The 24,941-nt window shown below is 63.5% G+C and carries 15 protein-coding genes; 5 read left to right on the forward strand and 10 right to left on the reverse strand.

Annotated elements, in window-relative coordinates; translation table 11 throughout:
- Nucleotides 1-68: 68 nt before the first annotated feature.
- A complete protein-coding gene (locus tag AC3EDY_RS02230; RefSeq protein ID WP_488570808.1) occupies nt 69-4,127 on the forward strand; it encodes a PAS domain-containing protein in 4,059 nt (1,352 codons plus the stop codon).
- 18 nt (nt 4,128-4,145) lie between these two features.
- Here AC3EDY_RS02230 and AC3EDY_RS02235 read toward each other — a convergent pair whose 3' ends face one another.
- The 5 genes from AC3EDY_RS02235 to AC3EDY_RS02255 form a co-directional block, all read right to left on the reverse strand.
- On the reverse strand, nt 4,146-6,767 hold the full coding sequence (locus AC3EDY_RS02235) for a glycoside hydrolase family 2 TIM barrel-domain containing protein (protein WP_488570809.1): 2,622 nt from the start codon (nt 6,765-6,767) through the stop codon (nt 4,146-4,148).
- Nucleotides 6,768-6,844: 77 nt separating this feature from the next.
- Complete coding sequence (locus tag AC3EDY_RS02240; protein WP_488570810.1) at nt 6,845-7,855, reverse strand: sugar kinase; 1,011 nt, start codon at nt 7,853-7,855, stop codon at nt 6,845-6,847.
- Nucleotides 7,852-9,237: a mannitol dehydrogenase family protein gene (locus AC3EDY_RS02245; RefSeq protein ID WP_488570811.1), complete on the reverse strand. Its 1,386-nt coding sequence runs from the start codon at nt 9,235-9,237 to the stop codon at nt 7,852-7,854. Before AC3EDY_RS02245 ends, AC3EDY_RS02240 begins: the two co-directional genes overlap by 4 nt.
- Nucleotides 9,234-10,655, reverse strand: a complete 1,422-nt coding sequence (gene uxaC, locus AC3EDY_RS02250) for a glucuronate isomerase (RefSeq protein WP_488570812.1) — start codon at nt 10,653-10,655, stop codon at nt 9,234-9,236. Before uxaC ends, AC3EDY_RS02245 begins: the two co-directional genes overlap by 4 nt.
- Nucleotides 10,656-10,695: 40 nt before the next feature.
- Nucleotides 10,696-11,466 carry a FadR/GntR family transcriptional regulator gene (locus AC3EDY_RS02255; protein ID WP_488570813.1) on the reverse strand — a complete coding sequence of 257 codons (771 nt, stop codon included), beginning with the start codon at nt 11,464-11,466 and terminating at the stop codon, nt 10,696-10,698.
- A gap of 71 nt (nt 11,467-11,537) precedes the next feature.
- On the opposite strand from AC3EDY_RS02255, the gene manD reads away from it, so the two are divergent.
- From manD to AC3EDY_RS02270, 3 genes are all read left to right on the forward strand, one after another.
- A complete protein-coding gene (gene manD / locus AC3EDY_RS02260; protein WP_488570853.1) occupies nt 11,538-12,785 on the forward strand; it encodes a D-mannonate dehydratase ManD in 1,248 nt (415 codons plus the stop codon).
- A 62-nt stretch (nt 12,786-12,847) separates the two neighbouring features.
- Nucleotides 12,848-14,095 (forward strand): MFS transporter, encoded by a 1,248-nt coding sequence (locus AC3EDY_RS02265; protein WP_488570814.1) that lies wholly within the window; start codon nt 12,848-12,850, stop codon nt 14,093-14,095.
- Nucleotides 14,095-16,515 carry a glycoside hydrolase family 31 protein gene (locus AC3EDY_RS02270; RefSeq protein ID WP_488570815.1) on the forward strand — a complete coding sequence of 807 codons (2,421 nt, stop codon included), beginning with the start codon at nt 14,095-14,097 and terminating at the stop codon, nt 16,513-16,515. The genes AC3EDY_RS02265 and AC3EDY_RS02270 overlap by 1 nt, the downstream gene beginning before the upstream one ends.
- Before the next feature lie 8 nt (nt 16,516-16,523).
- Here the strand turns inward: AC3EDY_RS02270 and AC3EDY_RS02275 are convergent, their stop codons facing one another.
- The 5 genes from AC3EDY_RS02275 to AC3EDY_RS02295 all read right to left on the reverse strand — a co-directional run bounded on the left by AC3EDY_RS02275 (nt 16,524) and on the right by AC3EDY_RS02295 (nt 24,301).
- Nucleotides 16,524-17,480 (reverse strand): alpha/beta hydrolase, encoded by a 957-nt coding sequence (locus AC3EDY_RS02275; RefSeq protein WP_488570816.1) that lies wholly within the window; start codon nt 17,478-17,480, stop codon nt 16,524-16,526.
- The gene (locus AC3EDY_RS02280; RefSeq protein WP_488570817.1) at nt 17,477-19,372 is read right to left on the reverse strand and encodes a glycoside hydrolase family 2 protein; all 1,896 of its coding nucleotides are present in this window, start codon (nt 19,370-19,372) and stop codon (nt 17,477-17,479) included. Before AC3EDY_RS02280 ends, AC3EDY_RS02275 begins: the two co-directional genes overlap by 4 nt.
- Nucleotides 19,373-19,456: 84 nt before the next feature.
- Nucleotides 19,457-21,580 carry a TonB-dependent receptor gene (locus AC3EDY_RS02285; RefSeq protein ID WP_488570818.1) on the reverse strand — a complete coding sequence of 708 codons (2,124 nt, stop codon included), beginning with the start codon at nt 21,578-21,580 and terminating at the stop codon, nt 19,457-19,459.
- A 456-nt stretch (nt 21,581-22,036) separates the two neighbouring features.
- Entirely contained in the window at nt 22,037-22,372 is a 336-nt protein-coding gene (locus AC3EDY_RS02290) for a hypothetical protein (protein ID WP_488570819.1), read from the reverse strand.
- Nucleotides 22,373-22,537: 165 nt separating this feature from the next.
- Nucleotides 22,538-24,301, reverse strand: a complete 1,764-nt coding sequence (locus tag AC3EDY_RS02295; protein WP_488570820.1) for a GGDEF domain-containing protein — start codon at nt 24,299-24,301, stop codon at nt 22,538-22,540.
- A gap of 273 nt (nt 24,302-24,574) precedes the next feature.
- Here AC3EDY_RS02295 and AC3EDY_RS02300 point away from each other — a divergent pair, with 273 nt between their 5' ends.
- Complete coding sequence (locus tag AC3EDY_RS02300) at nt 24,575-24,856, forward strand: transposase (RefSeq protein WP_488570854.1); 282 nt, start codon at nt 24,575-24,577, stop codon at nt 24,854-24,856.
- Nucleotides 24,857-24,941: the final 85 nt, after the last annotated feature.

Genomic DNA, 24,941 nt, shown 5'->3' on the forward strand with positions numbered 1-24,941 from the left:
GCGTTCACAATAGCTTATGCTTCGGCAACACTGTCAAACGAGCGGGAATCGCCGTCGAAAGGAGAGCCGTGCCCGACGTTTCTGGCGCTGCGACAAAGTCCAGCTTCTTTGCCGAAACGGGCGAGGCCGGCCCGCTCATGCGCACGCTCGACTGGTCCGGGTCACCGCTTGGTGAACCTGCCTCCTGGCCGCAGTCGTTGCGCAGCATCGTGGGGCTGATGCTGGGTTCCAAGTTTCCCATGTTCGTGGCCTGGGGTCCCGAACTTGGCTTTCTCTACAATGATGCCTATGCCGAAATCCTGGGCACTAAACACCCTGCCGCAATGGGAAGCCGGTTTCACGACATCTGGGCCGAAATCTGGCCGGACATAGAGCCGTTGATCGAGAGCGCGCTTGCCGGGGAAGCAAGCTACCGCGAGAACCTGCCGCTGATCGTCAACCGCAAGGGGCACGACGAGCAGGCGTGGTTCACCTTCTCCTATTCGCCCGTGTGCGACGAAACGGGCGCGATCGCGGGCATGTTCTGCGCGGTGGCGGAAACGACAGCGGCGATGAAGTCCACGCGTCGCCGCGAAGCCTTGCTGGTGCTGGATGAACGCCTGCGCGATGTAGCCGACACGGCCGAACTTTCGCTCGTTGCATCGAGCGTGCTTGGCGAAGCGCTCGGCGCCAAGCGTGTCGGCTATGGGGTCGTCGATCCGGTTGCCGGAACTATCATGGTGGAACGGAACTGGGGTTCGCCCGGTGTCGAGAGCGTGGCCGGCCTGCACGACTTCCATGATTACGGCGTTTACATCGATGACCTGCGCCGTGGCGTTGTCGTTTCGAACGTGGATGTCGAGGCGGATCCGCGGACGGCGGATTGTGTCGAGAGCTTCCGCGCGATCGGCGTCAGGGCGTTTCTCGATGTGCCCGTCGTCGAAGACGGACGTGCGGCCGCCATGCTGTTCGTCCATTCGGCAGTGCCGCGCGTATGGACGGCGGACGAGATCGAATTCGTCCGCGCCGTGGCAATGCGAACCCGTGCCGCGATCGCCCGCCGCGCCGCGGAACGCGCGCTCAGGGAAAGCGAGGAACGATTCCGTCAACTTGCCGAAACGGTCGACCAGGTCTTTTACATAACCGACGTTGCAGCGGGCCAGCTTCTCTATGTCAGCCCGGCTTTCGAGCGTATCTGGGGCCGCCCGAGGGCGGACGCACTTGCTAACTTCGGTCTGTTTTTCAAGACGGTGCACGCTGAAGATCGTGATCGCGTCGCGGCCCTGGCGTCACGGCAGAAAGCAGGCGAGGCATTCGAAGTGAAGTACCGCATCGTGCGTCCGGACGGCAGCATCCGGTTCGTTCGTGATCGCGCCTTCCCGGTCGAGGGCACGGGCGGCACCCGTTTTGTCGGCACCGCCGAAGACGAGACCGAGCGCCACCAGGCAACGGCGCGGTTCGAAGGCGTGTTCAATTCCGATCTTTTGGGTTTTTCCATTTTCAATGTGACGACCGGCGCGACGATCGCAATCAACGACCGTTTCTTGCGCATGACCGGCCACACGCGTGCCGACTTTGACGAGGGACGCTGGGACTGGCGCGATTTCACGCTGGCCGAGCATCTTGAAAAGGACGAGGTGGCAATAGCCCAGGCGCAAGCACGCGGGTGGTGGGACCCTTATGAAAAGGAATACCGGCATCGCAGCGGCCGCGTCTTTCCCGTGCGGATCGCCAGTGCGCCGTTGCCCGGCGAGACCGCCAGCCTTGTCGTTTCGATCGAGGATGTGAGCGAACGCCGCGCCGCCGAGGAAGCCTTGCGGAAAAGCGAAGCGCTAGCCCGCTCGCAAGCCGATGAGATCGCCGCCATATTCGACGCGGCCCCTGTCGGCCTGTGCGTGTTCGACCGGCAGATGCGTTATATCCGCATCAACGAGCGCATGGCCGAAATGAACGGCCTGCCCGCGGCAGACCACATCGGCCGGACCATGCACGACATGATCCCTGACCTGAACGAGCAGGCGATCAAAGTGATGCATCGGGCCCTGGCCGGCCAGGCGGTGCTTGGCATGGAACTGGTCGGGGAAACCGCCGCACAGCCCGGCATCCGGCGCACCTGGCGCGAAAACTGGTTGCCGCTGCGCAACTCATCGGGCGAAGTGGTGGGCGTGACGGTTTCGGCCGAAGAGATCACCGAAGCAAAGCGCGCAGAAGCCGCGCTTCGCCGCAGCGAGGAATTCAACCGGCGCATTCTTGCCAGTTCGCCCGATTGCATCAAGGTTATCGGCCTTGATGGCCGCCTGGAATTCATTTCGGATGGCGGGGCGCAAGCGCTGGAACTGGACGACGCCCATGCCGTGATCGGCCAGCCATGGCCCGCGTTGTGGCCCGAAGGCGAGCGGGACAAGGTCGTGTCTGCGATGAGCGACGCGCTGCGAAGCGGAATGGGACGCTTCGAAGGTTTTTCGCCGACAGCCAAAGGCGCACCGCGCTGGTGGGACGTTGCGGTTACGCCGATTTATGGCGCGGACGGCGGCCCTGAGCGGCTGATGGCGGTATCCCGCGACGTGACCGCCACCCGGGAAGCGCAGGAGCGTTTGCGGGACTTGAACGAAACGCTGGAGCAACGCGTGCTCGAGCGAACGGCAGCGCTGTCGGCAAGCCAGAGCCGCTTCCAGGGCATTTTCGATTCCGCTTTCCAGTTCATGGCTTTGCTCTCACCCGATGGGACCGTGCTGGAAGTGAACCGCACGGCGCTTTCGTGGAGCGAGATCGAGGTGGCCGATATCGTGGGCAGGCCATTCTGGCTTTCGGCGCCGATGCGCGACAACGCGGCGTTGCAGGCGGCGATCGCGGACGCCGTCAGGCGTGCCGCAGCGGGTGAAACGGTCAGGACCGAGCACGAAATGCGCGGGTCGGGCGATGTGCGGGCGATTATCGACTTCTCGCTGAAACCGGTGATCGACAGCAACGGCGAGGTAATCTGGCTGGTTGCCGAAGGCCGCGACGTGACCGCTTTGAAAGAGACTCAGGAAGCGCTGCGCCAGGCGCAGAAAATGGAAGCGATGGGGCAGCTTACCGGCGGCGTCGCGCACGATTTCAACAACCTGCTCACACCCATCATGGGCGCGCTCGACATGCTCCAGCGCAAGAACCTGGGCGGGGAGCGCGACCAGCGCCTCGTTGCCGGCGCCCTGCAATCCGCCGAACGCGCCAAGCTGCTTGTCCAGCGGCTGCTGGCTTTCGCGCGGCGCCAACCGCTTCAGTTGACCGCGGTCGACATCGGCTCGCTGGTCACGGGAATGGCGGAACTGATCAAAAGCACCACCGGCCCGAGAATACAGGTCGGGGTCGAGGTGCCACCGGGTCTGCCGGCGGCCAAGGCCGACCCCAACCAGATCGAGATGGCCCTGCTCAATCTGGCGGTGAACGCGCGCGATGCGATGCCCGACGGCGGCACGCTGAAGATCACCGCCGGTTTCAAGAACGCCGGGCCAGGGCTGCGACCGGGACTTAACGCGGGCCGTTACGTTTGCCTGAGTGTGGCCGATACCGGAAGCGGCATGGACGAGGCCACCCTGAAACGCGCCGTTGAGCCATTCTTTTCGACCAAGGGCGTGGGCAAGGGAACCGGCCTTGGCCTGTCGATGGTGCACGGTCTGGTCGAACAGCTTGGTGGATCGCTCGACATCCAGAGCCGTCGCGGCACGGGAACGAAGGTGACCTTGTGGCTGCCTGCAACCGACCTCGCCCTGGGCGAAACGGACGAGCCGGCCGGGGCGGCGGGCGGGCCGTCGCTGACGGGAACGGCGTTGCTGGTGGACGACGAGGATCTGGTCCGGATGAGCACGGCAACGATGCTGGAAGAGCTGGGCTATCGCGTTGTCGAGGCCGCATCAGCCGAAGAGGCCATGGGCCTTGTCAATCGGGGCCTGCGCCCCGACGTGCTGGTCACCGATCATTTCATGCCCGGCATGAACGGCGCCGATCTTGCCCGCAGGCTTGTGGCGGATCATCCATCGCTGAAAATTCTGGTCGTTTCCGGGTATGCCGGAACGGAAGGAGTTACGCCCGATCTGCCAAGGCTGACCAAACCGTTCCGGGAAAAGGACCTGGCGACGAGCCTGGCCGATCTGCTCGCCAAGACCTGAGACAATCAATCCCGCCCATCACGAGCCTGCTGGCACGATTTCGATGGCGGCGATGACCGGATCACCGGCAACACGGTCGAAAGCCAGCGTCAACATGCCATCGGCAACGGGCACATCGAACGCAAGATCCGCCGGCTTGAGCGCACCGCCAGCCGCGGCAACCGGCATGAAGGCACTGGCGACGACTTTGCCATTCGCGCGAACCGCGAAGCTGCGATGGCCGATTTCGGGATCCGGCTCGAAACTGTGGACGACAATATGCCATTTCCCGTTCGGCAGCGGGATCCGCCACACCGCTTCCCCTTCGCGCCAGGCGTTGTACAGTTGCGGATCGGCAGCGCCGGTGACCGTGCGCCGGGGCGGCGGCGTCTGGCCGCGGAATACGGCGGCATTGAGCAGGTGCGCCGATCCACCGGAAAAGAACACGTCGGACCCATAACGACCGGCAGGGCCTGTGTGGCCGACCAGATCCCCGGCATCGATCCGCAGCCCGGCAGCGGCATCGGGCGCAGTCCAATGCACGGTATCGGTCAGCGTGCCGCCGGCCGCAGGCGCGCTGGCCACCACTTCGTTATCGCCCGGCCGCAGCGCCACGGCCGGCCAGACACATACCCGGTCGGGACAGTCTCTGGTCCCCAGCGACGTGCCGTTGAGCGAAAGCGTCACCCGGGGCGCGTTGCTGTATATCCGCACGTCCGTTACCGGATAGGCGCGATCGACATAGCGCCGCCCGTTGATATGCAGCATCGGCTTGTCAGAAAGCTGGGCCTGATAGAAATAGAACGCGTCCTTGCGGATCTTGCGGTCGTAAGTGACCAGGCCCTTGTCGTTGAGATCGATCGCATCCCCTTCCTCGCGCAGGTCGGATGCGAAATCGAACATGTTCCATATCCAGGCCGCGAAGAGATAGCGCCGGTTCCTGATCTGCTTCCAGTTCTCTTCATGATACCAGCTTTGGTATTCCTCTGGATGCGGGCGGCCGAACGCGTCGATCGGCCCACCTTCCGGATTGTCGCTGTGTTGGGACAGTGCCCCGCCCGCCCCGTATTCGCTGATCGACAGCGGGTTTGCCGGATGCCGCGCGTGATAGGTGTCCATCGCCGGGCCCAGATCGGCCGGCCGGCCGGTATACCATCCGAAATAGCGGTTGTAGCCGATCAGGTCGGTCGTGCCCGCAAGCATCTCGTGATCACCGGCAGCGGCCGGATCGGCTTCGCAGCAATCGGCAAATGTCGTCGGCCGGGTAGGGTCTTCGGCATGGGCCAGGTCATTCAGGTGGCTGAGCAGGCTGCGAGAGCGCGCGGCACGCTTTTTCGCGTCGAAACGCGCGTCGAGATCGATTTCATTGCCGACCGACCACATCATGATCGAAGGATGGTTGTAATTCTGGCGGATCAGTTCCCTGAGCTGCTGATCGGCGTTTGCCGTCAGAGCGGCAGAAGCTTCCGCCCCATTCTTCAGCGAGGCTGCGTTGACGAAAGGAATTTCGGCCCAGGCCACCATACCCAGGCGATCGGCGGCGTCGGCCCATTCATCGGCGTGCTGGTAATGCGCCATTCGCACCGTGTTTGCGCCCATTTCAGCCACGATCTGCATGTCTTCCGCATGATCGGCAGCGTCGAGAGCCCAACCCTTCCCCAGCTTGTCCTGGTGCCGCGACACACCCACCAGTTGCTCGTGCCGGCCATTCAAGGCAAACCCGCTGTCGGGATCGATCCTGAACGTGCGGATGCCGAGCGGCTGTACGACCCTATCGACGATATGACCGGCTTCCGCCACTTCGACCCGCACCGCATAGAGATAAGGATCCCGGCGACCATCCCATAGCCTGGGATTGGCAAGGTTCAGGGTCTTCTCAACCGCAGCGGTTGCTCCGGGCTTCAGCGCTTGCCGAAACGGCGTGCGGGCAACGACGGTGCCGCGGGCATCGAGGATCGCGACCGTTCCCGTCAACACGTGGCTGCGTCGGCCAGCGTTCCGCAAGCGCGTCTGCACCGCCACGCGGGCGCCCGACTGGTCCACGTCAAGGGTGCGCGCATAGACCCCGGGGCCGCCGTAATCCAGCAGGTCGATGCCTGCCTCGTCGGTGGTGATAAGGCTTACCCCCCGGTACAACCCGCCATGAATGAAGAAATCGCCAGCAAGGGGGATGACGTCCTGGGTTGTCGCACCCACCGCCGGCTTCGTATTGTCGGCCTTGACGACGATTTCGTTAAGCATCCCTGGCTTCCATGGGGCAGTCACATCGATCCGGAAGCGGGAAAAAGCGCCGGCGTGCGAACCGACGTGCACGCCGTTGACCCAGACATCGGCAATGGCACCCACTGCCCCGAAATCGAGAACGAACCGCTTGCCCTTGTCAGCCGCGGGCGCCCGGTAGGCCAGTCTGTACCACCCTGCCCCCTGACGGTTATCCGTTTGGGCGGAACGCTTGAGCGCATATTCGCCAAGCCGGTTCCAGGTGTGTGGCAGCATGACCTGCTGCCAGCCGCTGTCATCGAAATCGGCAGCGACCGCGCTGTTGGCGGCCTGCGCGCCGAACGCGAAGCGCCAACCTTCGTTCAAGGGAACCACATCGCGCGCACTGACCGGGGAAGCGCTCGCCAGAAGCAGCACGGCAGCGGAACGGATTGGCTTCATGATTGCTTCCTTGCATTGGTTTGACCAGTATGAGGGATTGGCCATATATGTCAACCGCCGCGATATTTCCGGTTAAATCAACGTCGAACGTCTCTGGCATTGCCGGTGAAAGCCGCCAGTTCTTCGGCGCCGATCCGGCAGAAATCGCCATGGATGCCATGTTTCAGCACATTCATGGCAAGGCCCTGCTCTGCCATCTGCCTTGCGCCCGCACCCCCCAACCAGCCGTGCAGCACGCCAGCAACGAAAGCGTCGCCCGTTCCGATACGATCGACGATCCCGGTAACATCGATCTCTGCGGTCTGAAACGCCTCGTCCCGCTTATCCACCCGCGCGGCGATCCGATGGTGCGCAGAAGCGACCATTTCGCGCGATGTCGATGCGATGACCTGCAGGCGCGGAAATGCGGCAAGCGCGGCGCGGGCTGCTTCTTCGCGCCGCGCGGCGCCCTCGCAGGCAAACGGCCGATCGAACAGAAGCGCCATGTCGCGGTGCCCGGCAAACAGGATGTCGGCGGCATCGACAAGTTCCAGCAGCGCGTCGCGCGGGCGGCTGTCCCACGCGCTCCACAACGCCTGGCGATAGTTCGGGTCGAAACTGACGGGGACTCCCGCCGCCTTGGCTGCGGCGATCGCCGCACGCGACAGAGCCACCCCGTTAGCGCTCAATGCTGCGGTAATCCCCGAAAGGTGCAGGAGACGCGCGCCGCCGACAAGCGCCGGAAAATCGATATCGCCCGGCGCGGAAAGCGCAAAAGCCGAACCGCCGCGATCGTAAGTGATGGTCGAGGCACGCAGCCCGGCCCCCACTTCCATGAAATAGAGGCCCATGCGCCCCGGGCGGCGGAGAACACCGCTGACGTCGACGCGCGCTGCCGCGAGAAAATCCTCGGCCCGATCGCCAAGGGGATTGTCGGGCAGGACGGTGATCATCCGCGTGCTATGCCCGAGCGCGGCCAGCGCGATGGCCACGTTCGCTTCCGCACCGCCGACGACAGGTTCCAGCACGGGCGCGTTCGCGAGCGTGTGACCAGCCGTGGTCGAAAGCCGCAGCAGCACTTCACCCAGGCACAATATATCTCCGGTCATGGCGAGACGCATTCCAGAAGGTCCAGGATTTCAACGGCGTCCAGGCTATCGGGTTGCCACGCGCTTTCAAGCAGGCCGCCCGTTGCGAACACGGCCTGTACGATGCCGCCTGCACCGTGGGCTGCCCAGGCCTGCGCCAGTTCAACCGCGCGGGGATCGGCCACCTCCCCCCAGATGGCGCGGTTGTCACCGCGCACATGGCCCAGCCAGGCGGCAACGGCCTGCAAGATCGCAGGGCAGCGCCGCCCCATCTGCCGATTTGCGGCCAGCGTCGTCAGCCAGCGCTGCGGAATCTTCTGGCTGCCATCCATGGCAATCTGGATCAGTCGGTGATTGAGCGCCGGGTTGGCAAAGCGGGCCATCAGTGCATCGGCATAAGCCGCCAGGTTCTGGTCAGGCGCAGCAGCAATTGTCGGCATCGCTTCCTCGCGCATCAGCCGTTCGGCAAGCTTGCGCAAGGCCGGATCAGCCACGGCTTCATGAACATAGGCATGGCCGGCAGCCAACCCGCAATAGGCCAGGGCGGAATGGGCGCCGTTGAGCATTCTGAGCTTGGCCGTTTCGTAAGGCGCCACGTCGCGCACGATCTCCACCCCGGCCAGTTCCCAGGCGGGACGCGGGCCGGCAAAGGCGTCTTCGATCACCCACTGGCTGAACGGCTCGGTCACCACCAAGCCTTCGTCGCGCAGGCCAAGTTCGGCTTCGATCCTGTCGCGGTCTGCCGGCGTGGTGGCCGGCACGATGCGGTCCACCATCGTGCAGGGGAACGTGCAGGCATCCCTTACCCAGTCAGCCAACTGCGGCGCGCGCGCGGAAAGATAGGCGTTCACAAGCTGCTTCAACTGGCGGCCGTTGTCGGCAAGATTGTCACACGACAGCAGTGTCAACCCGCCCACGGCGTTCGACCGGCGGCGGTCCAGCGCGACCGCCAGCAACGGATAGAACCCGGTATCCGCCAGGCCAAGATCAAGGCTGCCGTCCGCCGCGCGGCAATATCCTTTTTCGGTTACGGTGAAAGTGACCAGCCGCGTGCTCGGCGCGGCCAGCAGATCGACGATGCGCGCCGGGTCCTGCGGCGCGACAATCACTTCTGCCACCGAGCCGATCACTTGCAGACGGGTGCCCTCGCCCGATCTTTCCGCCAGGGAATACAGCCCGCCTTGCGGATTGAGCTGTTCGCCCACATCGGGACTGCGCAGCGAGACGCCGGCGATCATCCAGTCACCCCCGGACGCCGCCATTGCCAGGTCGGTGTACCAGGCTTGGTGCGCGCGGGTGAACGCGCCGATGCCGAAGTGGACGATACCCACCTTCCGGCCGGCACGCGCATAGCCCGGCCCGGCGATCCCATGCGGCAGATTATCGGGCGAAAGCCGCCTCACAGCTTGTAGGCTTTCTTGACCAGATCGTAGGTCAGTTCGCGCGCCAGTTCTGCCGCTTCCCAATCCTGCAGGCGATGTTCGGCAACGAGCCGGGCCAGGAAGCCGCAGTCGATCCTTCGCGCCACATCGTGCCGCGCCGGTATCGACAGGAACGCGCGGGTATCGTCGTTGAAGCCTACCGTGTTGTAGAAGCCGGCCGTTTCCGTCGTGGCCTCGCGAAAGCGGCGCATGCCTTCCGGGCTGTCGTGAAACCACCAGGCCGGGCCCAGCTTGAGGCACGGATAATGCCCGGCCAGCGGCGCCAGTTCGCGGGCATAGGTGCTTTCATCGAGCGTGAAAAGGATCAGCGACAGGCGGGCATCGTTGCCGTGCCGGTCGAGCAGTGGCTTCAATGCCTCGACGTATTCGAGGCGTACGGGGATATCGGCGCCCTTGTCCCGTCCCAGCCGGGCGAACAGCGCGGCGTTATGGTTGCGGAACGATCCGGGATGGAGTTGCATGACCAGCCCGTCGTCCAGGCTCATGGTCGCCATTTCGGTCAGCATCTGGGCCCGGAACAGTTCAGCCTCGGCGGCGGTGACAGCGCCGCTGGCCACCTTGTCGAATAGCGCTTCCGCCTCGTGCGGCGAAAGATCGGCCGTGCGGGCGGTGGGATGGCCATGGTCGGTGCTGCTCGCGCCGTGCCGGATGAAGCACGCGCGGCGCTGGCGATGCGCCGCCAGATAGCCGCGCCAGGTCAGGCAGTCTTCGCCGGTGATTTCCGAAAAGCGGGCAAGGTTGGCGTGGAAGCCCTCGAATTCGGGATCGACCACCGGGTCCGGCCGGTAGGCGGTGATCACTCTCCCTCGCCAGCCGCCGGTTCTGGCATTCTCGGCCCGGATCGCCGCGTGATGCTCCAGCGTATCGAGCGGGCTTTCCGTCGTCGTGATCACTTCGATGCCATAGCGGTCGAACAGCGCGCGTGGCCGGAACCCGTCTGTCGCCAGTGCCTCGGTAATGCGGTCGAAATACGCATCGGCGGTCTCCGGCCCCAGCATCGTGGTGAAGCCGAACGCTTCGGCAAAGACCCAGTCCAGCCACATGCGCGACGGCGTGCCGCGAAACAGATACCAATGCTCCGCCAGCACTCGCCAGGCCGCGCGCGGATCATAGCTCTTCTGATAGCGGCCGATGCCCAGCGTTTCCAGCGCGATGCCCTGCGAATAAAGCATCCGGAACACATAGTGATCGGGCCGCAGCAGCAATTCGGCCGCGTTGCCGAAAGGTTCGTTGCCGGCAAACCATGCCGGATCGGTATGCCCATGCGGGCTGACGATGGGCAGGTGGGCGATCGCGCCATGCAGTTCACGGGCGATGGCCCGCACGGCCGGGTCTGCCGGAAACAGCCTGTCCGGATGAAGCACGAGAGCGTTGGGCATTGCGACCTCGAACAGGTGGTGGGGAAACAGAAGTTGGCCGTCAGGCGGAAAGCCTGGCCAGGCGATCCCGCTTGGCCTGGGCAGCGCGCCGGGCGGCGGCGATCGCTTTTTCCTCGGTCGCGAAAAGCAGGCTTTCGAGAACCGCTGCCAGATGGGTGCGCATCGCCGCACGGGCAGCGCCCGGGTCCCTGGCCCGCAAAGCATCGAGAACCGCGGTATGCTCGTCGACCACCGGCTTGATGTTGGCCGTACGCGCTTTTTCGTGCAGCAGCGCGCTTTCGGGCGAAGTTGCACGCAGATCCCACAATCGCTCCACCGCCTCGAACACAGCCGAATTGCGCGTCGCCCTGGCAATGGCCAGGTGAAACGCGCGGTCGGCCTGCTCCGTGCCATGAGGCGACTGGTTTTCGCGGTCGATCTCTTCGACCAGTGCGCCAAGTTCGACCAGTTCCGCCGCGCTGATCTGGGTTGCCGCAAGCGCCGCAGCCTCGGCTTCGAACAGCAATCGCGCCTCGGTCAATTCGATCGCCGTGATGTTGAACCCCGGAATGTCGTTCTTGCCCGGCAACCGCTTGACGTAAGCACCCGAACCGATGCGCACGTCGACCAGGCCCTGGACTTCGAGCGCGATGATCGCCTCGCGCACCGTGGGACGTGACACGCCGTACTGGACCGACAGCTCGCGTTCGGCCGGCAGGCGATCGCCCACAGCATAGCTGCCGCCGGAAAGCTCCGCCATCAGCTTGCGCGCAAGGTCCTGATACAGCCGATCCTGGTTGGGTCTGTTGCGTTCGGCCGTACTGTCGTTCATGCGTAAACTCCAAAAAATGGCCTTACCACTTGCTTGCAAAGTGACAGGCCAGATGATAGCGGTCAAGCGGTATCGTTGTTCTTACCAGTTCAAACCGGGGGCTGCATCCCATGAAAATCGTTTCCGCCCGTGTGATCGTCACCTGCCCGGGCCGCAATTTCGTGACGCTCAAGGTCGAAACCGATCAGGGCGTCTACGGAATCGGAGATGGCACGCTGAACGGCCGCGAAAAATCGGTGGTCAGCTATCTGGAGGATCATGTCATCCCGTGCCTGATCGGCATGGACCCGCGCCGGATCGAGGACATCTGGCAGTATCTTTACAAAGGGGCCTATTGGCGGCGCGGCCCCGTGACGATGCGAGCCATCGCCGCGGTCGACATGGCGCTGTGGGATATCAAGGCCAAGATGGCCGGAATGCCGCTCTATCAGTTGCTTGGCGGCCGCAGCCGGGATGGCGTCATGGTCTATGGCCATGCCAACGGCAGTGACATTGCCGAAACGGTCGACGCCGTGGGCCAGTATATCGCCATGGGCTACAAAGCGATCCGCGCGCAGACAGGTGTGCCGGGCATCAAGGATGCCTATGGCGTGGGACGCGGCAAGCTGTTCTATGAACCGGCCGACGCCTCGCTGCCTTCGGTGACGGGATGGGACACGCGCAAGGCGCTCAACCATGTCCCCCGGCTGTTCGAGGAACTGCGCAAGACCTACGGGTTCGATCATCATCTTCTGCACGATGGGCATCATCGCTATACCCCGCAGGAAGCGGCCAATCTGGGCAGGATGCTGGAACCCTATCAGCTGTTCTGGCTGGAAGACTGCACCCCGGCGGAAAACCAGGAGGCGTTCCGCCTGGTGCGCCAGCATACGGTCACGCCCCTGGCCGTGGGCGAGATCTTCAACACGATCTGGGACGCCAAGGACCTGATCCAGAACCAGCTTATCGACTATATCCGCACGACCGTGGTCGGCGCCGGCGGCATCACTCACCTGCGGCGCATCGCGGATCTGGCAAGCCTTTATCAGGTTCGCACCGGCTGCCACGGCGCGACCGACCTTTCGCCGGTGACAATGGGTTGCGCGCTGCATTTCGACACCTGGGTGCCCAATTTCGGCATCCAGGAGTACATGCGCCATACCGAAGAGACCGATGCCGTGTTCCCGCACGATTATCGCTTTGACAAAGGCGAGCTGTTTTGCGGCGAAACGCCGGGCCACGGCGTGGACATCGATGAAAAACTGGCCGCCAGATACCCCTACAAGCCGGCATACCTGCCAGTCGCCCGCCTTCAGGACGGGACCATGTGGAGCTGGTAACGCCGGCAAGCGGCCAGGAAACGGCGACGAGCAACCGGACTGCCATCGGAGAGGAACCAGGAATGACATGGCGTTCGGTGCGCGTTCGCATTCTCGGGCTGGTGATGATCGGTACGATCGTCAACTACATCGCCCGCAACTCGCTTGGCGTGCTGGCGCCCCAGCTCAAGCTCGAGCTGAATATCACGACCGAGCAGTATTCCTATGTCGTCGGCGCTTTTCAGCTCGCCTATACGGTGATGCAGCCGATTGGGGGCATGCTGATCGACCGCATCGGGCTGACTGCCGGCTTCGCGCTGTTCGCGCTGGCCTGGGGGCTTGCCAGCATGGCGCATGGCTTTGCCCGTGGCTGGCTGACGCTGGCGATGTTCCGGGGCCTGCTCGGCATGGCCGAAGCATCGGTCATTCCGGCCAGCATGAAAGCGGTGGGGGAATGGTTTCCCGACCGTGAACGCTCGATCGCCACAGGCTGGTTCAACGCCGGCACGGCACTGGGCGCGGTGATCGCGCCGGTGCTCACTGCCCTTCTCGCCCGCCACTATGGCTGGCAGGCGGCGTTCGTGTTCACCGGCGCGCTGGGCCTGGTTTTCGCGGCCGCCTGGTACAAGTTCTACCGTTCGCCCGAACAGGCAGCCTATGTCAGCGCGGCCGAACTGGCGGAAATAAAGGCGGGCCAGCGCCCGGTCACGCTTTCGGCTACGACCATCAGGCAGATCGTGTCGACGTCGCGCTTCTGGGCAATTGCCGTACCGCGCTTCCTGGCCGAACCGGCCTGGCAGACGTTCAGCTTCTGGGTGCCGCTCTATTTCGCCAGGGAACGCGGGTGGGATCTTGGCCAGATTGCCATGTTTGCCTGGGTCCCGTTTCTGGCGGCCGACGCGGGCGGCATCCTTGGCGGATACCTGGCCCCGTGGCTCGAGCGGCGGCTGGGGGTGACGCTCGAAGGCTCACGCATCGTCGGGATATGCCTGGGCGCCGTGCTGATGATCGCCCCGGGCTGCGTGGGCCTGGCCGGCAGCCCCTACCTCGCGATTGCCCTGCTCGGCATCGGCGGCTTTGCCCACCAGGTCATTTCGGTGCTGATCAACACGCTGTCGGCCGATGTCTTTCCCAAAAGCGACATTGCCAAGGCCAATGGCCTTGTCGGCATGGCGGGGTGGACGGGCGGGCTGCTGTTCTCGCTCGCCATTGGCCAACTGGCCGACCGGATCGGGTTTGAACCGCTGTTCGCCTGCCTCGGGCTGTTCGATCTGATCGGCGCGGCATGGCTGGTTGCTTTCCGGCATCGCCTGATCACGGCGCAACCCTGATGACACGCCGCGCCACTCTTTCCGCTCCGCCCCGCTTCGCCATAAGCGAGCGGCACGGCCCCCGCGTGACGCTGAAGAGCGACACCGGGGCGGTTGCCCACCTGTTCGTGCTGGAAGAGGACATCATTCGCGTTCTCCTTCTAGCCAACGGCACGGTAACCTCGCCGCCCAGCTGGGCCGTGGCCCCGGGAGCGGACGATCTGGCCGAGCCCGGCCGCGACCGCCTGGACTGTGCCGGTTTCGAAGCTCCGCCTTTCACGCTTGGAGAAGATGCGGATACCATTGCATTGGCCACCGGCCGCCTGCGCCTGACCATTGCCCGCGTCGGCCTTGTCTGCCGTTGGGAACAAGCCGGGGCGGACGGTTGGCAACCCATGGCACAAGACCGCCCGACCCAGCCCTACAACTTCGGCTGGCGGGACGAAGGCGCCTGCCATTATCTTCGCCGCCATCCGGGAGAGCGCTATTACGGGCTCGGCGAACGCTCCGGCCCGCTGGACCGCGCCAAGCGCCGGCTGCGCCTGACCAATATCGATTGCATGGGCTATGATGCCGAATGCGACGATCCGCTTTACAAAGCGATTCCCTGGATCCTCACTGTCGATGCCGCTGGCGCCGCCTATGGCACCTTTTACGACACGCTTGCCGATCCGGTATTCGATTTCGGGTTGGAGCATTCGAACTATCACGCGCCCTATCGCTACATGCGCGCTGCTTCGGGCGATCTCGATTATTACATGATTGCCGGGCCGGACGCGGCCACGGTCGTGCGCCGCTTCACCTGGCTGACCGGCCGCCCGGCCTTGATGCCGCGCTGGGCCGTCGGCTATTCGGGCTCGACCATGACTTATACCGATGCGCCCGACGCTCAGGCGCGCATGGCGGATTTCATTGCCGGGCTGGAACGGCACGATCTGCCTTGCACCTCGTTCCATCTTTCGTCCGGCTACACCTCGATCGACGACAAGCGCTACGTCTTCAACTGGAACCGGGACAAGTTTCCCGATCCGGCCGGTTTCGTGCGCAGCTATGCCGAAGCGGGCGTGCAGCTGGTGCCCAATATCAAGCCCGCGCTGCTGCTGTCGCATCCACGCTATGCCGATCTGGCCGCGCAGGGCTGGTTCGTCAGCGACGATGCCGGACGGCCCGTCGAGTGCCTGTTCTGGGACGAGCTCGGCTCCTACCTCGATTTCACCAATCCCGCCGCCGCCGCATGGTGGCGGGACCAGGTTACCGCGCAACTCCTCGAGCTTGGCATCAGGGCAACCTGGAACGACAACAACGAATACGAAATCTGGGATCCTGCGGCCCGCTTTGCCGGGTTCGGCGCCCCGCGCCCGGCCGCCGGCGATCGGCCGGTGCAAACCCTGTTGATGATGCGCGCTTCACGGCAGGCCCAGATCGCGTTCCGGCCTGAAGAGCGCCCCTATGTCGTCACGCGAAGCGGCATGGCCGGCATGCAACGCTATGCGCAGACCTGGACCGGCGACAACTTCACCGCATGGAAGACCATCCGCTTCAACCAGAAAATGGCGATCGGCATGGCGCTGTCGGGGGTTTCCAACAACGGCCACGACATCGGCGGGTTTGCCGGCCCGGCGCCGGAGCCCGAACTGCTGCTGCGCTGGGTTCAGGCAGGCATCATGCTCCCGCGCTTTTCCATCCATTCTTGGAATACCGACGGGACTGTCAACGAACCGTGGATGTACCCCGAAGTCACCCCGGCAATCGTGGGCATGATGGGCTTGCGGCAGGGGCTTGTGCCGTTGCTGCACGATCTGCTCTGGCGCCACCATGCCGATTATCAGCCCGTGACACGCCCGCTGTGGCTCGGTTATCCGAACGACCCTGGATCGTGGATCGACGGCGATGCTCACCTGCTCGGCCCCGATCTGCTGGTGGCCCCGGCGATGGAACCAGGCGTCGATAGCGTTGCGGCGCATGTTCCCGGCATCGGGACCCGCTGGATCGACCTGCGCGACGGGCATGCCTATCAGGGCGGCAGCGTTCATTGCTTTCCCGCGCCGTTGGCCGGCCTTCCCCCGGTCCTGGCGCGCGAGGGGTCGGCCCATCTAGTGGATATGGCGCCGCCGGGGTTTGCACCGCGCCCGCACCGCCCCGCCATCCTGCTGTTCCCGGCGCCGGAGCCGGCCGAAACGCGGTGGACCTTTTTCGATGAAATCGGCGCGGCATGGCCCGATCCGGCGCGGGCACCGCTATGGGCCGTTACCTGCCGGACCAGCGCAACCGCCATTGCGCTCGACGCGCGATGGACCGGCCCGGGCGCAGCCCCGGCGCCCGTGCTAGCATTCGTGCTGCCCGCCGATGAACGCCGCGCCATGACGATCAATGGCATCGAATCTGCGATGACGATCGAGCGGGTGCTGGGCTGCGATCGGCTTGTATTTTTGCCGGGGTGACCTGCAGCTCAACCGCGAGGAAGGACGCCCGTGTCCTTGAGCCACATGGCGAACTGGTCGAACCAGGCATCGCTCGTCGTGCCATTGGGCTGCGAGGCAAAGCCGTGGCCACCGGCGCTGTAAAGGTGGAATTCGATTGAGCCGCCAGCCTGTCTCCAGGCGTGGATCAGGCTCAGATCTTGGCTTTTGAAAAAGCGATCGTCGGCAGCAATGGCCGCAAACAAGGGGGGCGCCCTGAACGGCACGCCGGCCGCGGTGCCCGCCGTCGGGCCATAGACGGCACCGGCGAAATTGACCGGCGCATCGGGCGCATTGGCCCGCAGCGCGGCAAGCACGGTTATCGCGCCAGCCGAAAAACCAAGCACGCCGATATGGCAGCTGTCGACATGCCATGGCCCCGCATGCGCGCGAACCATGCGGATCGCGGCCTGGGTGTCCGCCACTGCCAGGGCACGATTATCCATGCCGGGCGGCTCGCCTTTGACGAACGTTCGGGTGATCGCCTCGATAAAACCGGAAAATCCGCCGGCCACCGGCGTCGTGCGGTATTTGACGATGAATACCCGGACGCCCAGCCGGTCCAGGCGCCGGGCAACGTCATAGCCCTCGTTGTCCATCGCCAGGAACTGATAACCCCCGCCAGGCACCAGCAGCACGGCGGGAGCGATCTTTCCCGCCGGCAGCGAGCCGGGGAACGGGACGAGTTGCGGCGTGCCCACGTTGTAGACGATCCGCTGGCCGGGCTTCTGCTGTGCCCATCCTTCCGTGATCGTGGTCGCTGGCGGCCCCTTGGCGGTCGGCGGGCTGGCCGGCAACGGGCTGGCCGGCAGATCGATCGCGCCATGCTGCGCAGGGGTGGAAATGGCGGTCACTGCCCTGACCCAGTCACCCGGCGCCGCAAGGGCCGGCCCAGCGCTCCCGACGAGCCCGAGCGCCAGAATGTACCCCTTGAAACGCCCGATCACTTGTCGCCTTTCGTCGCCCTTGCCTGATAGTAATCGGCAAGTACCCCGAACGCCATCTTGCGCTGTCCGGTTTCCGAAATCAGCCCCTTGCGGTTCCATCCCATCTGGAAATCGGGATTTTGCCGACGTGGCGAGCGGAAATCCTTGAGGATCCAGGGCGACATGCCCCGTAGTGTTGGCAGACGATCGGCCATTTCCAGAGTCTTGCGATAATACTGCGCCTGGAACTCTTCGGAAAACTTCTGCACCCCGTCGCTGTGGAAGCCGGCGCGCGCGTCGGCGCCGAACTCGGAAAGGATCAGCGGCTTGTCGGCTGGCAGGTGCCACACGCTTGCCGGAAGGGTGTCGAGCCGATCGGACGTGTACCAGCCATTGTAAGTGTTGATCGCGACGATATCGAGATCGCCTGCCAAAGGATCCGCCATCGTCATCGTCGGCACCGGTGCCTGCATGTCCCGCTCCACCAGCAGCGCCGCGCTGACGAGCCGGGTGGGATCGAGTAGGCGCACATCGGCAACAAGCGTACGCAGGAAATTGTTGCGCGCATCGCTGACCGGCGTTTCGTTGGCCACCGACCAGATGATCACCGATGGCCGGTTGCGATCACGCAGGATGTTTTCGGCCACCATGTTACGCGCAGCGGCCAGGGTCTGCGGGTTGTTCCAGGCAACCATCCAGTAGACGGGAACCTCGCTCCAGACCAGGAGGCCCATCTCGTCGGCCGCGCGGGTCATCACTTCGGAATGGGGATAGTGCGACAAGCGGACGTAATTGCCGTGAAGCCCGTTTCTGATCTCACCCAGCAGGGCACGCGCCGCGGCCGGAGTGATGATCCGCGCCGGGTTTGGTCCGATCTCTTCCTCATGCATGGAAATGCCCCGGAGGAACACGGGTTTGCCGTTCAGAAGAATATCCGCACCCTTGCGCGCGATCGTGCGGAAGCCGATGCGATCCCGCCAGATGTCGGCGCCGGCGGCGATGCTCACGTCATAGAGTTGCGGCTTCTCCGGTGACCAGCGCACCAGCGCCCTGGGCGCGGCAATGGTCGAGCGCCAGTTCCCCTGGCCATCGGTCTTCCCCGCGAGTTCAAGCCGCAGTTGCGGCACGTTCAGGCGTATCGGCTGGTTCGCCGCATTCGGTCCATCCAGGTGCGCCTCGGCTACGATCCGCCCGTCGGGCGCCAGACGGACCCAGGCATCGTCGACATAGGTATCGGCCGTGCGCACCAGGCGGATATCGCGGGTGATCCCGCCATAATTTTCCCAATCGGTAACCGGCGGCGGCACCGTTGCCGGGGTCGCCTGCGAGTCCACCCCAACCGTGATCTGGTTGTCGCCATCGCGCAGCAGCCGCGATACTTCGAAAGCGAACGGGGTGAAGCCACCTTCGTGCCGGCCCACCGGCTGTCCGTTGAAATAGACCACCGTGGCATAGTTGGCCGCGCCGAAGCGCAGGAAATAGCGCCCCTGGCGCGCGGCCGTCACATCGAAGTGCCGCTGGTACCATACAAGGCCCTGATAGTGCCGCAATTCCGGCACGGCGGCCAGCCAGGACCCCGGCAGCGTGGCCGTGGCGGAATGGGCCAGATCGAATTCGTAAAGCGTCCGGTTGTCGGCAGCCATCGCCTTGCGCACATCGACATCGAGCCAGCGCTGCTGACCGCGATCCGGTGCCTCGCCATGAAAACCCTGAATGCCCGAGCGATAGGGATCGATCGAATAGTGCCACGCGCCCGAAAGATCGGTGCCTTCCCGCAGATCGGCGGAAACCAGCAGCGGGCCGCTCGCGGCTGTGGCCAGCGGCAAGGCCCCTGGCGACGTCTGCGCCCCGGCGGAAACGGATTGCGTCAGACAGATCAAACCGGCCAACCCGGCAACCAGCAACACGCGCATGGTGTTTCGCCCTTTATGCGTTCCGCAACCTTGCCAATTCGAGTGGGCCGGAAAAACCCGGATTTCCGGCCCACTCGCGAGGGATCAGAAATCCAGGCTGGCCCGTACCCCCCCGTAACGGCGGAAATCGCGCGGCAGCAGGGCCTGGGTCGCAATATTGCCGCCCCAGTTCCCGGCCGAATTGAACAGTGCGGGATAATACTGCTTGTCGAACACGTTGTTGACGAACGCCGTGACTTCCCAGCGGCGATTCTCGTCACGAACACCCACGCTGGCATTCACGATGGTATAGGCCTTCTGGAACTGCTCGGGATCACGCAGGCCATAGTTCTGGTCGCCCGTATATTGCAGATTGCCCTGCAGCACGCCGCGCAGATTGCCGCCCAGCGAAGGCGCATATTCGGCGCCGGCGGTCACTTTCCATTCGGGCGACTGTATCGCCCGCTGCCCGGTCATCACCTGGTAGCTGGGCGAGCCCGCAACGCAGCCGTTGGCCGCGGTCTGCAGCGGATAGCACTGCGCCCGTTCGTATGATGTATATTTGGCATCGAGATAGGCGGCCGAAACATTGAACGAGAGATCGCCCGTGGGGCGCGCGGCAAAATCGATTTCGACACCCTTGGTGTTGAGACCGCCAACATTGGTCAAACGGAAATTGTTGACGCCGCCGATCACCTCGATCGTCTGGGCTTGAAGGTTGGTGTAATCGGTGTTGAAATAAGTGAGATTGAGCGTGACCTTGCGATCGAAGAACTGCGTGCGCAGCCCGATCTCGCGGTTGCGCGACGTTTCCGGCTTGATCGGGCCGGCAGCGGCGCGGGCCGCGTTGAACCCGGTTGTCAGATCGAACGTCTGCCCCTTGTAGCCGGTGGCATAGGTTGCAAACAGGCTGATATCCGGCGTGAATTCATAGCGGACGCTCGCTTTCCAGGTTGCTGCCGTATCTTCGGCACCGCCAGCGAACGCTGCATTGCCGTTCAAGATATCGAGGAACGTGTAAGAGATTTCCTCGTGTTGCACCCGGCCGCCGCCAGTAAGGGTCGCATGCGGCACGAATTCCCAGTCCGCTTGCACGAAACCGGAGACCTGTGTCGATTTCGACGTTGCGAACCAGTGGGCCAGGGCATAGGCAGGGCCGCGCTCGAACGGCCGCTGGAAAGACACGTGGCCGTAGTAGGCGCCCACGGTATAGCGGAACGGCTTGCTGGCAGGCGAAAGCAGGCGCAGTTCCTGCGTGACCTGCGACGATTTGAACGCGCCCACCTGGGTATTGTTGCCATAGTTTGTCGGCGAATTCGACGAAGTGTCGTCATGATCGAGATAGTCGTCGAGGCGGAACTTGTCATAGGACGTGATCGAGATCAGCGTGTGGCTGCCCAGGCCGAATTCGCCACGCAGATAGCCGCCGCCTCCTTCGTATTTCGTGCGGGCATCATAATTGTTGCTGATGTTCTGGTTATCGAGGCTGGCCACCACCCCGGGCATCGTCACCGCCGGCGTCAGGCCCGGCGAATTGCGCAGCAACGCACCCGCGCCCATGCGGATGAACGGACGCCCCACCGTGGTGTTGCCGTTGACATAGTTGGCCGACAGGATCACTTTCACGTCGCTCGACGGCTCCCACTGCAGCTTGGCGCGCGTGTTCAAAGCCTCGTGTCCATTGACGGTCTTGCCGTTGAACAGGTTGTGGACGTTGCCTTTCCACTTCGAATAGCTTGCGGACACCACATAGCCCAGGCTATCGCTGGCCGGCCCCGAAACGCTGAAGTTTCCGCCGAATTCGCTGTCGGTCGTGGCCATGACGTTGGCCCGGACCTTGAGGGTGTCGGTCGGGTTGCTGGTGATGATGTTGATCAGGCCCGCCGAGGCCGCTTTGCCGTAAAGCGTCGACTGCGGGCCGCGCAGCACTTCGATCCGCTGGACGTCGGGAAGATCGGTGAACGCGCGCGCCTGAAAAGCGAGCGGGACTTCGTCGATCAGAACCGCAACGCTGGGTTCAACGCCGATGCCGAAAGCGAACGTGCCAACACCGCGCAGAGAGATGTTGGCATTGACCGGATGTTCGGCGGGCCGCACTGTCAACGACGGCGCCACTCTGCCCAGGTCCTGAAACTGGGTCACCCCGGCCGCGCGAAGCTGTGACGGCGCCAGAACCGAAACCGCCAGCGGCACTGCCTGGATATTTTCGGCACGCTTTTGCGCCGTCACGATGATCTCGCCGCTGCTCGGTTCGGCAGGGGGCTTATCCTGTGCAAAGGCGGGTTGGGCAAATAGTGCTATCGATGCGGCAACAGCACTGAGGCAAACGGAATTGCGGTAGCCTTGCATATCTTCCCCCTGATCGATGGAGTTTGGTTTTGACCACCTGGTAAGCTCTGGTCAGACCAAAATCAACAGATTTATGTCAGGGATGCAAATATTGGTCATTCACCCTTTCCGCATGTTGCCAAGCGACAGCCTTCCGATCCCGACCGATTTGACCGATCCGCAGGTCGATTTCAGACGATCAGGGGTTCGCCAGACGGAAATACCCGGAAAGACGTGGCGACTCGGGGCTTTGGCAACACCTGCGTGTTTAAGCTCCGAATGGTGTTGCGAACGATGCAAATTGCATCCGTTTCGACAGGCCCGTAAGCCAGCCGCTAACCTCAAACGTCGCTTGCCCTACGTCTCCGCAGGCATGGCGGCAGCCTCTTCGGCAGACGCCGGCTTGCTGCCGGGCACGCCCTCGGGCGGCGTTTTTCCGTCGTTGGTCCAGCGCCCATCGGGCGTACGCGCTGTTCCGGTGACGTTGCGCGAATCCTTGGGCTCGTATTCGCCGCCATGATCGGTGACTCGCCGGTTGTCGCTCCAGCGCCCCGCGGGCGTGCGCGCGGCACCCGTCACGTTCCTGGAATCGTTGGGTTCGTATTCGCTATCGCCACCCATGGTCGGCTTCCTCAGTCGATCAAAAAAGCCGTTCACGGTATCCCCGCGGGCGGCAACCGAGCGGTCGGCCATGCCGCGAACGGCACCTTGATAGCTAACCTTTCGGTTCGTCATGACCAAACAACGACGCCCGATCACGCAGGTTCCAGGTCCTCACCAGCCGGCACAGAGTGCGGTGCCGAAGCGCGAGAATCGGACGGACAGGCCTAATATCCTGCAATCGCGCCGAGCGGCTGCTCAGGCAGCCATATGCAGCCGATTGCGGCCGGCGTTCTTCGCCTGATACAGCGCTTTGTCGACAGAGCGCAGCAGCGAGTCGGTATCGTCGTCGCTTGTCCAGGTCGCAACACCTATGCTGGCGGTCACGCGATTGAGGCCATCGGTCTGCCAACGCGTATTTTCGATCGCGCTGCGGATGCGCTCCGCGATCGTCAGCGCCGTCGGCCCGTCCGCGTGCGGAAGTATGACGACGAATTCCTCACCGCCGATCCGCCCGACAAAGTCGGTGTCCCGCAAGTTGCCAGCGCAAATCGCGGCAACCTGCTGGATGACGAAATCCCCCACGGCATGCCCAAGCCGGTCGTTGATCGACTTGAACGCGTCAATGTCCAGCAGGGCGATCGACAGGTGCCGCTGACCTTGCCTTACGGCTTGAACTTCCCGGTCAAGCACGCTCATCGCATGGCGGCGGTTGGCAATCCCGGTAAGAGGATCGGTCATGGCGAGGCGCATGGCATCGTCGATGCGCTCTTCCGCTTTCTGCCTGGCGCTGGCGAGCTTGATCGTCACCAGCGCGCGATCGGTGACGTCCTGAAAAATGCCGAAGATCGCCACCGGGTGCCCGTTCGCACCGGTTTCGACTTCGCCACGCGAAAAGACGTAGCGCGTTTCGCCATCAGCCCTGATCAACCTTGCTTCGAATTCGAACGGCTGCCTTGTTGCCACCGCGTCCGCGACGCGACGCCGGATCATCGGCCTGTCGTCGGGATGATAGAAGTCGACACCCCCATCAACTGACGGCGCTTGACCGTTGGTTATGCCATGAATGCGGAAGACTTCTTCCGACCAGAACAGCGTCTGCTTCCTGAGGTCGATACGCCAGTGCCCGACCCGGGCGAATTTCTCCGACATCTGCAGCCAGCGCTTGTCTCGCGCAATGGTCGCGGCATTGCGATCGCGGGCGTTGAGAAGCGCCGCAAGTGGCAAAGCCGAGAGAATGTTCACGAACAGATAGAACTGGAAAAAAATCACGGAGGCAAGCGGATCGGCATCCTGTATCAGATGGACGGGTCCCTCGCCGGCCGTGGTAGCGATCGTGCCGATCATGGCGATCAACAGAATGCCAACCGCCGCCGCATTCGGTCCGCCAACATAAGTCGCAAAAACGATCGCAAACAACGGCAGGAACAACAGGGGATAGGTTGATTGCCCAAACACCAGCGTGGTGGTTATCATCAGCCCGATAAGTGATCCGATGGTCAGTTTCCAGCTCGAAAACTTTGGTCCTTCGGCACGCATTTGATATGCGATGTTAAGGATCAGCGGAACAACGACCATGATGCCAAGGCTGACAGTCGATACCCACGAAACAAACGCGGAATTCAAGCCGCCGCGGCCAAACATGGCAAGAACTGCCATGGCAATCAGGCCGCTCGTTAATGCTGCAACCAGTGACGCCGCCCCAAATCGGACGATTGCCGCCGGCGTATAGAACGAGTCGACGTTGCGGGATGCATCCAGGATCAGCTTGGATGCGATCATCGCCTCCACCGTATTGGCAACGGTGAGCCCCAGTGACACCAGTGCGGGTTCCCCGCTGAGCATGTTGGCGGCAAAGCTGGCAAGCGCGCCGGCGAAAAGAAACAACGGCTTGCGTTCAGGTGCGGTAAGCAGAAGCGCGGCTGTGAAAACCCCGCTGGCCGGCCAGAGCGTCGCAATATTATCCGCACCCTGCGTCGTGAGCAGCGTGAGCGCGGCAAACGTCCAATACGCCACGCCCATAGCTATCGGCCCGGCTGCCTTTAGCAGAAATTTCTCAATTCCGAAGCGCATGGTCTCCAATAACGCGGGGTGGTATACAATTCCCTAAGCCGAGATGCCGTTGACAGCGGCCTGTGCGGCTTGGCGCAATCGTCTTTCGGTACGTTCCGCACTGCACAAGAATTGTTGCGTGATACACGCAACGATCTAGGTTTCGTGGACAAAGGTTGACAACGGACTCGCTGCTTGATTCAAGGCTGTCTTTTGGAGGCGGCGTTGGGCGAGCGGATTGGTTTGAGGGACGACGAGTGGGCAATAATCTCGCAATTGCTGCCGCCTGAGAGAGGGCGTGGTTGCCGTCCAGCGCAGGACAATCGGCGGTATTTCGAAGGTATGATGTGGATTGCCCGGACAGGATCGCAGTGGCGTCACCTGCCTGACGAATATGGCAAATGGAACAGCGTGTTCCGGCGCTATCGACGCTGGGTTTCGACCGGCGTGTTTGAAGCGATGCTGGAGACACTCGCAGAGATGGTGGAGCGTATCCATCCGGCGGGGGCCGCCTTGCGTGGGTAGGTAGCGAACGCTCTTAAGCGTGCTCTTAAGAGTGCGCTTTGGAGCGGTCGGTGGGTCAGGTGACGGTATTTTCGGGGCCAGAGCG

Source organism: Novosphingobium sp. DS6-6, from assembly GCF_057784975.1.

Bases quoted from the DNA above. Each gene is read 5' to 3' on its own strand.
- AC3EDY_RS02235 (WP_488570809.1), bottom strand. From the start codon at position 6,767: ATGAAGCCAATCCGTTCCGCTGCCGTGCTGCTTCTGGCGAGCGCTTCC.
- AC3EDY_RS02240 (WP_488570810.1), bottom strand. From the start codon at position 7,855: ATGACCGGAGATATATTGTGCCTGGGTGAAGTGCTGCTGCGGCTTTCG.
- uxaC (WP_488570812.1), bottom strand. From the start codon at position 10,655: ATGCCCAACGCTCTCGTGCTTCATCCGGACAGGCTGTTTCCGGCAGAC.
- AC3EDY_RS02255 (WP_488570813.1), bottom strand. From the start codon at position 11,466: ATGAACGACAGTACGGCCGAACGCAACAGACCCAACCAGGATCGGCTG.
- AC3EDY_RS02265 (WP_488570814.1), top strand. From the start codon at position 12,848: ATGACATGGCGTTCGGTGCGCGTTCGCATTCTCGGGCTGGTGATGATC.
- AC3EDY_RS02270 (WP_488570815.1), top strand. From the start codon at position 14,095: ATGACACGCCGCGCCACTCTTTCCGCTCCGCCCCGCTTCGCCATAAGC.
- AC3EDY_RS02280 (WP_488570817.1), bottom strand. From the start codon at position 19,372: ATGCGCGTGTTGCTGGTTGCCGGGTTGGCCGGTTTGATCTGTCTGACG.
- AC3EDY_RS02290 (WP_488570819.1), bottom strand. From the start codon at position 22,372: ATGGCCGACCGCTCGGTTGCCGCCCGCGGGGATACCGTGAACGGCTTT.
- AC3EDY_RS02295 (WP_488570820.1), bottom strand. From the start codon at position 24,301: ATGGGCGTGGCGTATTGGACGTTTGCCGCGCTCACGCTGCTCACGACG.